General features: G+C 71.4%; 15 protein-coding genes and 1 pseudogene. 11 read left to right on the forward strand and 5 right to left on the reverse strand.

The features are described from left to right. The 5 genes and pseudogenes from VF330_RS05415 to VF330_RS05435 form a co-directional block, all read left to right on the forward strand. A pseudogene (locus tag VF330_RS05415) lies at positions 1-252 on the forward strand (hypothetical protein); the annotation flags it as partial. A 63-nt stretch (positions 253-315) separates the two neighbouring features. After that, positions 316-1812: a bifunctional metallophosphatase/5'-nucleotidase gene (locus tag VF330_RS05420; RefSeq protein ID WP_330850378.1), complete on the forward strand. Its 1497-nt coding sequence runs from the start codon at positions 316-318 to the stop codon at positions 1810-1812. Between the two features lie 39 nt (positions 1813-1851). Beyond that, positions 1852-1998, forward strand: coding sequence for a hypothetical protein (locus VF330_RS05425; RefSeq protein WP_330850379.1), 147 nt, complete (start codon positions 1852-1854; stop codon positions 1996-1998). Positions 1999-2073: 75 nt separating this feature from the next. Then, complete coding sequence (locus VF330_RS05430; protein ID WP_330850380.1) at positions 2074-2529, forward strand: hypothetical protein; 456 nt, start codon at positions 2074-2076, stop codon at positions 2527-2529. Positions 2530-2539: 10 nt separating this feature from the next. Continuing rightward, entirely contained in the window at positions 2540-2875 is a 336-nt protein-coding gene (locus tag VF330_RS05435) for a hypothetical protein (RefSeq protein ID WP_330850381.1), read from the forward strand. 214 nt (positions 2876-3089) lie between these two features. On the opposite strand, the gene VF330_RS05440 is transcribed toward VF330_RS05435, so the two are convergent. Together VF330_RS05440 and VF330_RS05445 are read right to left on the reverse strand one after the other, a co-directional pair. Continuing rightward, entirely contained in the window at positions 3090-3560 is a 471-nt protein-coding gene (locus VF330_RS05440; protein WP_330850382.1) for an HAD domain-containing protein, read from the reverse strand. Beyond that, complete coding sequence (locus tag VF330_RS05445; protein WP_330850383.1) at positions 3557-4000, reverse strand: hypothetical protein; 444 nt, start codon at positions 3998-4000, stop codon at positions 3557-3559. Before VF330_RS05445 ends, VF330_RS05440 begins: the two co-directional genes overlap by 4 nt. Before the next feature lie 38 nt (positions 4001-4038). Here VF330_RS05445 and mug point away from each other — a divergent pair, with 38 nt between their 5' ends. Both mug and VF330_RS05455 read left to right on the forward strand, forming a co-directional pair. Further along, positions 4039-4533, forward strand: coding sequence for a G/U mismatch-specific DNA glycosylase (gene mug, locus VF330_RS05450; RefSeq protein ID WP_330850384.1), 495 nt, complete (start codon positions 4039-4041; stop codon positions 4531-4533). Between the two features lie 230 nt (positions 4534-4763). Continuing rightward, a complete protein-coding gene (locus VF330_RS05455; protein WP_330850392.1) occupies positions 4764-7556 on the forward strand; it encodes an AfsR/SARP family transcriptional regulator in 2793 nt (930 codons plus the stop codon). Here the strand turns inward: VF330_RS05455 and VF330_RS05460 are convergent, their stop codons facing one another. Continuing rightward, a complete protein-coding gene (locus VF330_RS05460; RefSeq protein WP_330850385.1) occupies positions 7557-8108 on the reverse strand; it encodes a hypothetical protein in 552 nt (183 codons plus the stop codon). A 145-nt stretch (positions 8109-8253) separates the two neighbouring features. On the opposite strand from VF330_RS05460, the gene VF330_RS05465 reads away from it, so the two are divergent. Genes VF330_RS05465 through VF330_RS05480 form a run of 4 tightly spaced genes read left to right on the forward strand, consistent with a single transcriptional unit; the run spans position 8254 to position 10451 of the window. Beyond that, complete coding sequence (locus VF330_RS05465; protein ID WP_330850386.1) at positions 8254-8724, forward strand: hypothetical protein; 471 nt, start codon at positions 8254-8256, stop codon at positions 8722-8724. 44 nt (positions 8725-8768) lie between these two features. Continuing rightward, positions 8769-9527: an LLM class flavin-dependent oxidoreductase gene (locus VF330_RS05470; protein WP_330850387.1), complete on the forward strand. Its 759-nt coding sequence runs from the start codon at positions 8769-8771 to the stop codon at positions 9525-9527. Between the two features lie 42 nt (positions 9528-9569). Next, positions 9570-9986, forward strand: a complete 417-nt coding sequence (locus VF330_RS05475) for a DUF4041 domain-containing protein (protein WP_330850388.1) — start codon at positions 9570-9572, stop codon at positions 9984-9986. A 21-nt stretch (positions 9987-10007) separates the two neighbouring features. Further along, complete coding sequence (locus tag VF330_RS05480; protein WP_330850389.1) at positions 10008-10451, forward strand: SRPBCC family protein; 444 nt, start codon at positions 10008-10010, stop codon at positions 10449-10451. A gap of 40 nt (positions 10452-10491) precedes the next feature. On the opposite strand, the gene VF330_RS05485 is transcribed toward VF330_RS05480, so the two are convergent. After that, entirely contained in the window at positions 10492-12030 is a 1539-nt protein-coding gene (locus VF330_RS05485) for an NAD(P)/FAD-dependent oxidoreductase (RefSeq protein ID WP_330850390.1), read from the reverse strand. A gap of 106 nt (positions 12031-12136) precedes the next feature. Beyond that, on the reverse strand, positions 12137-12622 hold a 486-nt coding region (locus VF330_RS05490), incomplete at its 5' end, for a hemerythrin domain-containing protein (protein WP_330850391.1).

Genomic DNA, 12622 nt, shown 5'->3' on the forward strand with positions numbered 1-12622 from the left:
ATCAGCGACACCTCCATCGAGGTGAAGTCCACCGACGGCTACACGAAGACCTACGTGATCGACGCCGAGACCGTGGCCGAAGGTGTCGAGAAAGGCGACACCGTGACCGTGATCGCCACCACCGAGGACGGCAAGTCCGTCGCCTCCAGCGTGGTCGAGCCTGGTCAGCGCGGTCAGCGCGGTCAGCGCGGTCAGCAGGGCCAGAGGGGCCAGCAGGGACAACAGGGTCAGCAGTCACCTCCGACCAGGTAGCCGCGCCGCCGGTCAAGTGTGAGTGGTTATGGTCGGGACCAAACGGCCCGACCACGACCGGAGGTGAGCGGTCTGCGCACGTTCACGCTGACGGTGATGGGCACGACCGACCTGCACGGCAACCTGTTCAACTGGGACTACTACCGGGACCGCGAGTTCGACGACTTCGCGCACGACGACGTCGGGCTCGCGAAGATCTCCACGCTGGTCTCGCAGGTGCGTGCGGACGTCGGCCGCCAACGGACGTTGCTGCTCGACGCCGGTGACACCATCCAGGGCACACCGCTGGCGTACTACTACGCGCGCGTGGAGCCGATCACGCGCGCACACGTGCATCCCATGGCCGCGGCCATGAACACGATCGGCTACACGGCCGCGGCGGTCGGCAACCACGAGTTCAACTACGGGCTGCCGGTGCTGCGGACGTTCGAGCGGCAGCTGGAGTTCCCGTTGCTCGCGGCCAACGCCGTGGACGTGTCCACCGGGCTGCCCGCCTTCCAGCCGTACGTGGTGAAGACGGTGTGGCGGACCGGCGGACCGCCGTTGCGGGTCGGGGTCCTGGGGCTCACCAACCCCGGGATCGCCGTGTGGGACCGCGCCCACGTCGAAGGCGTGCTGACGTTCCCCGGCCTCGTCGAACAGGCGCTGCACTGGGTTCCGGAGATCCGCCACAAGGCCGACCTCGTGGTCGTGGTGGCGCACTCCGGCGCCGACCTGTCGTCGTCGCTCGGCGACCAGGTGCCGTTCCCGGAGAACTGCGCGGAGCTGGTCGCCGAGACCGTGCCGGGCATCGACGCGATCCTGGTCGGGCACGCGCACGTGGAGATCCCCGAGCGGTTCGTCGTGAACAAGGTGACCGGGCGGCCCGTGCTGCTGACCGAGCCGCTGTACTGGGGCAAACGGCTGTCCGTGCTGGAGTTCGACCTGCGGTACTCGTCCCGCTGGGAGCTGACCGGGTCGCGGTCGTCGGTGCTGTCGTCGGCGTGTGCGGAGGAAGACCCCCGGATCGTCCGGCTGCTGCGGCGCGACCACGAGAAGGTCGTCGCCTACGTCAACGCGCGCATCGGCACGTGCGCGGCGCCGATGTCCGCCTCCCGGGCCCGGTTCGAGGACACGCCCGCGCTGCGGTTCATCAACCACGTGCAGGCGCTAGAGGTCGCGAAGTCCACGTCGCTGCCGGTGCTGTCGTTGTGCGCGCCCTTCAACCGGGCGGCGGCGATCCCCGGCGGCGAGGTGTCCATCCGGGACGTCGCCGGGCTCTACATCTTCGACAACACGCTCGTGGGCGTGCGGCTGACCGGCGCGCAGCTGCGGGACTTCCTGGAGGAGTCGGCGCGCTACTTCGCGCAGGTCTCCGGCCCCGGCCCGTTCACCGAGGCCGAGGTGTCCGCGGACGTGCCGGACTACAACTTCGACATCGCCCACGGGCTCACCGCGCCGCTGACGTACACGATCGACATCGCCCGGCCGGTCGGGTCGCGGATCGCCGGACTCTTCTACGACGGCGAACCCGTGCCGGACGCGATGGAGTTCGCCGTGGCCGTGAACAACTACCGGTAGGCGGGCGGGGGCGACTTCCCGCACATCGCGTCCGCGCCCGTGCTGCACAACCGGCAGCAGGAGATCCGCCAGCTGCTGATCGACTGGGTCAGGACGGCCGGCGTGCTGGACCCCGCCGGCTTCACCGGCACGGACTGGCGCCTGGTGGCCGCGGGCAAACCCGTCGTGGTGTCCACGAACGAGTGAAATCGGTGCCGGTGTCCTGGGGCTTCCGCTCCGGGCGGTGGCACGGGTCAGCGCGAATGCGATTAGGTCAAGCGCGTGCAGTTGCCGCAACGCGTCCTGGTCGGCGCCCTCGTCGTGCCCGCGTTGCTGGCCTCGCTGGGCCTCGCGTCGCGTCCCGCGGAGGAGGCGGCACCCGGCACGCTGGTGTTCGCCGTGCGCACCGCGGAGATCGTGCTGGCCGGCACCGCCGTGTCCGCCGTGGAACGCCAGTCGGTCGTCGACGCTGTGCGCGCGCTGACCGCCGCCCACCGCGTCACGGACATGATCACCCCGGACGCGGGCGAACGCCTCCCGGTGTCGCCGACCGCGGCGGCCTCACTGCTGGGCGCCGTGCTCGACCAGGGCGTCACGGACTTCACGGGCGTCGTCCACGGCGGACGCCTGACCGCGTCGGCACGCGTCGAGGACCCGGTGCGCGCGGGCTCGCTGAGCGACGCCCTGCGCCAGGCCGCACCGGGCCTGCGCGTCGACGAGGACTTCACTTCGGACTAGGAGCTGTTCGGTGTTCGGGTTCTTCCTCCAGATGTTCCTGCTGTGCGCGGGCGCCTTCCTCGCCGGCGTGGTGCTCACCTGGCTGACCATGCGCTCACGCGAGACCTCGGCCACCGCCGCGTCCACACCCCTGTCGATCATGGAGGAGCCCCCGGTCGCGCTCCCCGCGATCAAGGCGAACTCCCGCACGATGATGTTCCACACCCCGGACTCGCCCTACTACAAGCGCATGAAGGGCGACGCGTTCTTCCACTCCCCGGAGGACGCCCGCCGCGCGGGCTACACGATGTGGACCCCCCGCCCCCGCGTCCCGGCGGTGGCCGCCTCCAGTCACGCGGACGGGTGAACCCTGTCCTGATCCACGCCTGGCGCCGTCTGATGGGTGTCCGGAAACCATGATCCACCGCCTCCCGCAGGAGGAAGGGGCGGCGGCGAGGCGGCTGGTCGTGTTGTTGCGCGGTAGTTCCGGTGCTGGGCGCGCAGGGGTGAGGTAGTGGGTGTCGGTCAGCGCGTGGCGTAGGTGCGGAACCGGGCGTCGGCGATGAGGTGGTCGGTGTCGGTCAGCGCGTGGCGTAGGTCCGGAGCCAGGCGTCGAGTGCGAGGTAGTCGGTGTCGGTCAGCCCTTGGCGCGGATCGACCCTGAGCAGCAGCGCGCGCCCGTGGTGCCTGGCCACCCAGGCGCGGTCCGTCTCACCGATCTCGTCGTCGACCCAGGCGAACGGCCTGTCCGCTGCCAGCGCGACCAGGCCGCGCGTCTTCCAGTGCAGGCCGCGCCGGACGTCGGCGTCCTCGGTGGCCGGGTCGTCCGGCCAGGTGGCGACCGCGAGCCGCGGCAGACCCAGCCGGGGCGCGATCTCGTCGTTCGCCTCGTCCATCCACGTGGTGGCCCAGACCAGCTCGCACGGCAACGCGGCGAGGCGCGGGCCGTGCGCCGGGTCGAGGCGGGGGAGACCGGGCGTGCCGGTGACGCCGTCGCCGAACGGCAGCAGCGGGCCGTCGACGTCGAGGAACAGGATCGGGACCGGGGTCATCGCGTCACCTCGCGCCACGCGGCGCGCAGGCCTTCGAGCTCGAACCGGGGGAACGGCCGGCGCCACTCGCGTTCGTAGGTGTCCTCACCGCGCCGTGCCGCGGCGTCGAAGCGCCGGACCACCACCCGCGCCACGACGTCGAGCGGCTGCCGCGTCGACCAGACCTCGGTGCCCGGCCGCCGGCCGTCGGGGAACTCGGCCAGCCGCACGCGGACGTGCGACCCGTCGCGCGTGAAGTGCCACCGGTACACCGCCGGTTTCGCCTCGAACCGCACCTCGGCGGTGGCCGAGCCGCGCAGCAGGCGCGCCACCGCGCCCAGGAAGTCCTCGGGCGCCGGCGACACGTACGACGCGAGCGCCTCGGCCGAGCCGTCCGAGTCGCCCACGCGCACGGTTGCGAAGCCCGCGTGCACGGTCCAGGTCATCGACAGGTCGGCCACGCCACGCACGGTAGGCGTCGCCTCGTAGGCTTGGCGACGTGATTGCGGATGTGATCAAGCCCGGCCTGGACGTGCTCTTCTGCGGCATCAACCCCGGCCTCGTCTCCGAGGCCACCGGGCACCACTTCGCCCGGCCGGGGAACCGGTTCTGGCCTGCCCTTCATTTGTCCGGTTTCACGCCCCGGCAGTTCGCGCCGGGCGAGCAGGAACAGCTGCTCGAACTGGGTCTCGGCATCACGAACGTCGTCGCGCGGCCCAGCGCGCGGGCCGACGAGTTGACAATTGACGAATTGCGTCAAGGCGGCATCGACTTGACCGAAAAAGTAGAGCGGTATTCACCGGGCGTTCTCGCCGTGCTCGGCGTGACGGTCTACCGGGCGGCCTTCGGGCGCAAGAAAGCGCAGGTCGGACCGCAGGGCGAGACGGTGGGCGGCGCGCGGGTGTGGCTGTTGCCCAATCCGAGCGGGCTGAACGCGCACTACCAGCTGCCGGCTCTCGCCGAGGAGTTCGCGAAGCTCAAAGCCAGCCGGTAAAGCGGGACAAAAGTTCACATTCATGCGCACTGAAAGTGCGACTGGACGCAAGATCCCTGGTCTGGTTGTATCCAGAACTGCGTCCATTGGAGTGCTCTTCGGCGGGAAGTGGAACTCGGTCGCGTGGGCTTGCGTCAAAATTTGGCAATGCCGCGCGTAACTCGGTGAATCTTCAACACTGGTGGGGGCACGCAGTGGAGATCAGGATTCTCGGGCCGGTCGAGCCGTCAGTGCCGCCGAAGCCCGCGCAGATCCTAGCTGTCTTGGCCGTCGAGTGCGGGAAGATCGTGCCCGTCGAACGGCTCATCGATCTGATCTGGGGTGAGGAGCCGCCGCCGCAGGCGCGCAAGTCGCTCCAGGTGCACATCTCCAGCCTGCGCAGAGCCGGGCTGCCGGTCGAGCACCGGGCCGCCGGGTACGTGCTCAACGCCGAACCCGACGACGTCGACCTGCACCTGTTCCGCAAGCTCGTCGCCAGAGCCGGCGACGAGGCCGACCTGCGGGCCAAGGCCGAGGTCCTCACCGAGGCGCTGCGGCTGTGGCGCGGCACGCCCGTCGTGTTCGCGCAGACGCTCGACGGGCAGCGGCTCGCGGCCGCCGAGGCGCTGGTCGACGCCGAGCTCGCGCTCGGGCGGCACGCGGAGATCGTCGAACGGCTCGGGATCTTCGTCGCCGAGTACCCGCTGGCCGAACGGCTGCGCGGCCAGCTCATGACCGCGCTCTCGCGGGCCGGGCGGCGCGCGGACGCCATGCGGGTGTTCCGCGAGACGCGCAAGGTGCTCGTCGACGAGCTCGGCGTCGAACCGGGCGAGCAGCTCCAGCAGCTCTACCGCGACGTGCTGGAGGGCGCGCGCGACAGCCGCCGCAACTACCTGCCGCGCGACGCCGGCGACTTCACCGGGCGCGACCGCGAGCTCGGCCGGCTGCTCGACGGCGACGGCGGCGTGTGGTGGATCGAGGGCCCGGCGGGCGTCGGCAAGTCGGCGCTCGCGGTCCACGCGGCCCACCGGCTCGCCGACCGCTACCCCGACGGGCAGCTGTTCGTCGACCTCCAGTCGCCGTCCGGCGCGCTCGACGCCCTGCTGCGCGCGATGGACGTGCCCAGCGAGCGGATCCCGGAGTCCGCGGAGGAACGCGCCGCGCTGTGGCGGGCCACGGTCGGCGGGCGGCGCGTGGTGATCGTCCTGGACGGCGTCACGAGCGTCTCGCAGGTCCGGCCGCTGCTGCCCGGCAGCCCCGGCTGCCTCACGCTGATCACCAGCCGCAGCAGGCTGTGCGGGCTGGAGGGCGTGCGCCGCGTCCCGCTCGACGTGCTCAGCGGCGACGAGGCCGTCACGCTGCTCAGGCGCATCCTCGGCGACGACCGGGTCTCCGACGAACCCGACCAGGCGCGCGAGGTCGCGCGGCTGTGCGGCTACCTGCCGCTCGCGGTGCGGATCACCGGCGCGCGGCTGGCGGGGCGGGCGCACTGGCCGGTGTCCAAGCTGGTCAAACGACTGTCCAGCGAACGCAGCAGGCTCGACGAGCTGGTCGCCGACGACCTCGCCGTGCGCGCCGGCCTGGAGCTCACCTACCGGGGGCTCGGCGAGAACGTCCGCGCCGCCTACCGGACCTTCGGGTTCCTCGGGCTGCCGGAGCTGCCGAGCTTCCTGTGGGCGCACCTGTTCGACGAGGACGTCCTCGACCAGCTCGTCGACGCGCGGCTGCTCGACGTCATCGGCAGCGCCCGCTACCGGATGCACGAGCTGGTGCGGCTGCACGCCCGCGAGCTCGCCGAGGCCGAGGACCCGCCCGCGCACCGCGACGACGTCGTGCGCAGAGCCGTCGTCGCCGCACTGTCCACTGTGGATGGACTGACCGAGCACCTGTTCCTCGCCGTGCCGCGCTTCCAGGACTCCCTGGGAATCGTGACCGCGGCGGCGCGGCCGACCGACAAGGACGCCTGGTTCGCGCGCGAGGAACCGCTGCTCACCAAGCTCGTGGAACGCGCGGCGGAGCTCGGGCTCGCGGAGATCGCGTCGCAGCTGGCGGAAGTGCTGGTGTTCGCGTGGTTCGGACTCAGAAACCGGTACGAGGCCTGGGAACGGACACACATGGCGGCACTGGAGGCCGTGTGGAGGACGGGCGACCTGAGGCTCGAAGCGGTGTTGCGGTGCAGCCTCGGGCAGATGTACTACAAGCGCGACAACCTGGTCGAGGCGCGGTCGTGGTTCGAGACCGCGCGGACGCTGTTCGTCAACATCGGCGACAAGCACGGCGAGGCCGTCGCCATCAACGGCATCGGCATGGTCTGCCGCGAGCTCGGCGAGTACCCGTGCGCGCTGGAGGCGCTGGGCAGGGCCCGCGAGCTGCTGGAGTCGGACGACCCGGAAGGCGTCGCGCACGCCCTCTACGGGATCGGCTCCATCAAACGGGAGATGGGCGACGACGACGGCGCGTTCGAGACGCTCGCGACCGCGGAGGCCGGCTACCGCGCCGCGCGCAGCAGGCGGGGCGAGGCGCTCGCCGCTCGCGGGATAGGGCTCGTGCACCGCGCCCGCGGCGAGCTGGACCTGGCCGAGGCGCACATCCGGCGCGCCCACGAGATGGTCACGGGCGCCGGCGACGACCTGCTCGGCTGCTACACGGCCCAGGCACTGGCGAAGGTGTTGCTGCGCAAGGGACTGCTCGACCCGGCGGAGCAGCTCATCCGGCAGGCGCTGGACGGCTGCCGCGACGTGAACGACCGGTTCGGCGAGGCCCTCGTCCGCCGCACGCTCGGCGAGTGGCGGCTGGTGGCGGGTGACTACGACGGCGCGCACCTCGTGCTGGCGGAGTCGATCGCTGCCTGGGACGACCTCGGGCTTCCGCTGTGGCGGGCCAGGACGCTGCGGGACCTGGGCGCGGCCCACGCCTGCCGGGGGGATGTGGCAGGCGCGGACCGCTGCTGGGACGAGGCCGCCGGGCTCTTCGCGCGACTGGGCACGAGGGAGTCGGGGGAGGTGCGCCAGTGGCACGCCCGGTGGAGCCTCGCGATCAGCTGATCAGCCGCTGATCTTCTTGTACTTCCACGGCGCGTAACCGCCGCTCTTCAGCGACGAGACGGACACGGTCTCGTGGTCCATGTCGGTCGCGGTGCTGCCCTCCTCGTAGATCCACGCGGAGGTCTTGGCGCTGTTCGCCCACTTCTCGAACAGCTTGACGTGGCCGTTGCGCAGGATCATGTCGCCCGGCTTGAGGCTCGCCCAGGAGATCTTGGTGGCGACCTCGTCCAGGTTGCGCGTGTTGCGGCTCGTGGTGAGCTTCCACGTCATGGACACGAAGCCGGAGCAGTCCGTGCGGTACTTCTTGCCCTTGTTGACGTCCCAGGCGGACGCGGACTGGCTGTAGGGAACCTTGCGGTCCCACCAGTCCTTGGCCCGCTTGATCACCTCGGTGCGGGTGATCGTGCCGCCGTACCCGGCCGCCGCCTGGACCTGCGAGACGCCGGTCTCCTGCTCGGCGGCGCCCTCCGGGGAGGCCTGGGCGATGCCGCTCAGACCTCCCAGCAGCCCCAGCGAGATCGCGGTCGCCGCGACGGCGTGGCGAATGCGCATTGTTGCTCCGATCGACTTGCAGTGGGTGACGGCCGCAACTGTCCACTGAGGCGCCAAAGATCGGCCTAAGGCTGATTTAGGCGCTCCTTTACCGGCTCTCCCTAGCTTTCGCGGCACCTTGTTCGGGCTTGAATGGAGAGAGCACATGGTCGTTCGCACGGTCGCAGCCGTGATCGCGATGTTCGCCGCTCTGCTGATGGGCGCGTCCGTCGCGTCGGCGGCGCCGGCCAAGTACACCCACTCGCAGGCGACGGCGCAGCTGAGCGCCGCCGGCATCAGCTGGGACTCGAGCGGCAACTGCAGCAACCGCAACCAGTCGAACTGCACGTCGTTCGAGCAGATCAACCAGACCACCATCGCGGGCGCCAAGACGTTGAAGAGCGCGTCGGGCTGCTCGCTGACCATCACCGGCGGCACGGAGACCGGCCACGCGTCGGGCACCTACTCGCACTGGAACGGCTACAAGGTGGACTTCCGCCTGAACAGCTGCCTCACGAACTACGTGAAGAGCAAGTTCTCGTCCATCGGCGGCAACAAGTGGAAGTCGAACGCGGGGAACATCTACTACCTCGAGTCGAACCACTGGGACGTCACGTACCACAGCTGCGGGTGCTGACACCCTGTTGCTGAAGCGGGGGTGGGGCCGGTAGTAGTGGTCGGGTGACGACACTCGGCGCTGTCTACCGGCCCCAGCTCCCTCCCGAGAACCTGCGTTCCGTGGTCCTGGCGGCCGAGGAGTCCGGTGTGGACTCGCTGTGGCTGTGGGAGGACTGCTTCCTGGAGAGCGGCATCGCCGCCGCGTCCGCCGCGCTGGCCTGGACGTCGCGGCTGAACGTCGGGGTGGGACTGCTGCCCGTGCCGTTGCGCAACGTCGCCCTCACCGCGATGGAGGCCGCGACGCTCGACCGCCTGTTCCCCGGCCGCGTCACCCTCGGCATCGGCCACGGCGTGCAGGACTGGATGGGACAGGTCGGCGCGCGCGTGGCGTCGCCGCTGACGTTGCTGCGCGAGTACACGACCGCGCTGAGGGCGCTGCTGGCCGGCGAACGCGTCACCACCGAGGGCCGGTACGTGAAGCTGGACGGCGTGGCGCTCGACTGGCCGCCCGCCGCGCCGATGCCGATCTACCTGGGCGGGCTCGGCGCGAAGACGCTCGGCCTGGCCGGCGAGGTCGGCGACGGCACGATCCTCGACGCGTCGGCCGACCTGGACCGCGTCCGGGCCGTCAGGGCGTCGCGCGAGCACCCCGTCGTCGTCTACGTGGAGACCGACTCGCGCGACCGCGCGTTCGTCACCGACCTGGTGGCGGGAGTCGCCGAGGCGGGCGCGACCAGCGTGGTCCTGCAGCAGTCCGCCACGAGCGAGGACCCGGAAGGGTTCGTTCGGTTCGTCGGATCACTCGATGGAGTGAGTGCGTAGCGCGCGAGTTAACGGCCGGTTGCTCCGTGCGATGGAACGGGCATGGTTCGTCATCGCCCTTCGGAGGCGGCCCTGGACCACCAGGCCCGGCTCGACCTGGTCCACGCCGAGATGAAGACGCTCATCAAGACCGGTGCCGCGGTCGAGGGCGGCGCGCAGGCCACCTACCCCGGCCCGCACGCGACCGGGCGCAGGATCGTCGAGGACTTCTCGGCGCTGATGCTGCGCTCCTACAACGGCGAGGCCGAGAACTGCCTGCACCTGCTGAGCACCGGTGGTCTCGACGCGGCCCGCAGGCGCCTCGAGCGCGCGGCGTCGGCGATCGAGCGGCTCAGCGGCACGTTCTCCCTGCGCATCTCACCCCGCTACCAGGCGCTGCGGTCCTACGAGCTGGAGCTGACCGCCGACCACCTGCGGCGCAGGGCGGAAAGCCGCCGCACCCGCCGGATTGCCTCCTGACCCAGCGGGTACCACTCAGGCGTGGCTGAGGTATCCCTGGAAATAGACGCTCCGATCGACGCCGTGTGGGCCGTGCTCGCCGACGGCTGGTCGTACGCGGGCTGGGTGGTGGGCGCGTCGCACATCCGCGACGTCGACGCCGGCTGGCCCGAGCCGGGCGAACGGATCCACCACAGCGTGGGCCCGTGGCCGATGACCATCGAGGACACCACCGAGGTGGTGCGCTGCGAGCCGAACCGCCTGCTGGAGCTGGACGCGCGGCTGTGGCCGGTGGGCGCCGCGCGGATCACGTTCACGCTGACCGCGCGCTCGGAGTCGCTCACCGAGGTGACCATGGCGGAGCGGGCGGTGCGCGGGCCGACGACGCTGATGCCGAACGTCGTGCAGGACGCGCTGCTGGTGCCGCGCAACCGCGAGACGCTGCACCGGCTGAGCGCGCTGGCGAAGGGCCGCCCGGCCCGGTGAGGCCGAGTGGAGCCGGCGGCGGGCCGGCTCCACCACGCGCTCAGTAGATCGCCCGGTGGGCGCCCTGGATCAGCGCCTTGTACAGCTCACCCGCGGCGCCCCACCGCGCGAGCGCCGCCCGTGCCGCGTTCGCGCCCGCCGCGCCGTGCACGCCGCCGCCCGGCCAGGCCGACGACCCGGTCAGGTAGAGCCGGTCGAACGGGGTGTCCGCGCGGCCCAGGCCCGGCACCGGGCGGAAGACCAGCTGCTGGTGGATGGCGGACGTGCCGCCGTTGACCGAGCCGATCTCGTCCGGGCCGAGCACCGAGCGGCCGATGATCTTCGAGCGGAAGCCGGGGGCCCGTTCCTCGATCATCAGCTCCAGGCGGTCGGCGCGGCGCTTCAGGCGGTCCGGCGTCCAGCCACCGTCCAGCGGCACGTGGGTGTACGCCCAGGCCGCCTCCGTCCCGGCGGGGGAGCGGGTCGGGTCGGTCGTCGTCATCTGGCCCATCAGGATGAACGGGTTGCGCGGCACCTTGCCGCACGCCAGCTCGTGGGCCGTGGTGGCCAGTCCGTTCACGTCGCCGCCGAGGTGGACGGTGCCCGCCTGCGCGGCTTCGGGGTTGGTCCACGGGATCGGGCCGTCCAGGGCCCAGTCGACCTTGATCGTGTCGGAGTCCCACTGGAACCTGCGCAGGTCCTCGGCGAGCTTCGACGGCAACGCGTCGGCGCCGATCATGTCGAGGTACAGCCTCGGTGCGGGGACGTCGGCGAGGACGGCGCGGCGTGCGCGCACGACAGAGCCGTCTTCGAGACGCACACCCACGGCCACACCGCGCGCGTGCAGCACACCGGTGACCTTCACGCCCGTCTCGACGCGTCCGCCGAAGCGGCGCACCAGGGACGCGGCCAGCTCGCCGGCGCCGCCGCGGGGGACCGGGTTGCCGACGTCCTGGGCGAGCATCGCCAGCAGCCAGCCGAAGCCCGCGCCGCCGGCCTGGTCCGGGCCCAGGTCCGTGTGCATCGTGTTGCCCGCCAGCAGCACGCGGGCGCCCTCGCCCTCGAACAGCTCCTCGCCCAGGCGGCGCACCGGGAGCGTCAACGTGCGCACGAGGCGCAGCGCGTCGCCGATGCCCGTGGTCCTCAGCAACGACACCGCGCCGCGCACCGGCGGGAACGGGCGCATCAACGACTCCAGCACGCCGTCGCGCATGGCCATCCAGCGCGCGTACTCCGCCTGCCACTTCTCGGCGTCGCCGTGGGCGAACGCGCCGACGGACTTCGCGGTCGTGGCGACGTCGCGAGAGAGGAGCGCGACGCGGTCGTCCGGCAGCACGTGGGCGAGCACGGCCGGTGCGTGCTCCCACTGCACGTCGAGGTTCAACGCCCCGATGACCGGCGATCCGAGTCCGAGGGGGTAGAACGCGCTGTAGAGGTCGTTGGTGAAGCCCGGTGCGGTCACCTCGGCCGACGCGACGGCGCCGCCGGGGGTGTCGCGCTGCTCCAGCACCAGCACGTCCCAGCCGGCGTCGGCCAGCAGGGTCGCGGCGACCAGGCCGTTCGGGCCGGAGCCGATGACGACAGCGTCGACCTCGTTCACGCACGTCCTCCCATCGCCGTGACGACCTCGCGCAGCACGTCACGCGCGTCGTGTCCGGGCCACCATTCCAGATCCCGCCGCGCCCGTGCAGACCGCACGACGATCCTCACCCGAGCACCTTGCGGATGGCGTCACGGGCCTTGTCCACCACGGCCACGACCGGGCCGAGGGCCAGGTTCGCGATCGGGCCGTTGACGCCGGGGTGCGGGCGTGTCGGCGCGATCGCCTCGGCGGCCTCCACGGCCTTCGCCATGCGTTCCAGGCGGTCCTGGTCGTGCACCTCGCGCAGCAACGGGAACTCGGTCTGCTCCTCGTGCTCCGCGTGCGCCAGGACGTCGTCGCGCAGCTGCACGAGCAACGTGTCGAAGCCTTCGGCGTCGGGCCCGATGCCGTCCATCGTGCTGAGGAGTTCCTTCGCGCGGTGTTCCTCCGCCACGCGTGCGTCGACGATCGGCTCGCCGCCGTTCACGCGCTTCACAGCGGGATGGACGATCTCTTCTTGGGCGGTCTCGTGGATCGACAGGAGCCGCACGAGCCGATGCCAGGCGTCCTTGCGTTCGTCGCCCGTGGCGGTCTCGACCTCGGTGAACAG

Origin of the sequence: Lentzea sp. (genome assembly GCF_036380075.1) — a bacterium.
Lineage (GTDB): Bacteria > Actinomycetota > Actinomycetes > Mycobacteriales > Pseudonocardiaceae > Lentzea.

What these genes read in the sequence shown, in the direction of transcription:
- VF330_RS05440 (WP_330850382.1), bottom strand. Translation starts at nt 3,560, where the DNA reads ATGACCCCGGTCCCGATCCTGTTCCTCGACGTCGACGGCCCGCTGCTG.
- VF330_RS05460 (WP_330850385.1), bottom strand. Translation starts at nt 8,108, where the DNA reads ATGCGCATTCGCCACGCCGTCGCGGCGACCGCGATCTCGCTGGGGCTG.
- VF330_RS05465 (WP_330850386.1), top strand. Translation starts at nt 8,254, where the DNA reads ATGGTCGTTCGCACGGTCGCAGCCGTGATCGCGATGTTCGCCGCTCTG.
- VF330_RS05475 (WP_330850388.1), top strand. Translation starts at nt 9,570, where the DNA reads ATGGTTCGTCATCGCCCTTCGGAGGCGGCCCTGGACCACCAGGCCCGG.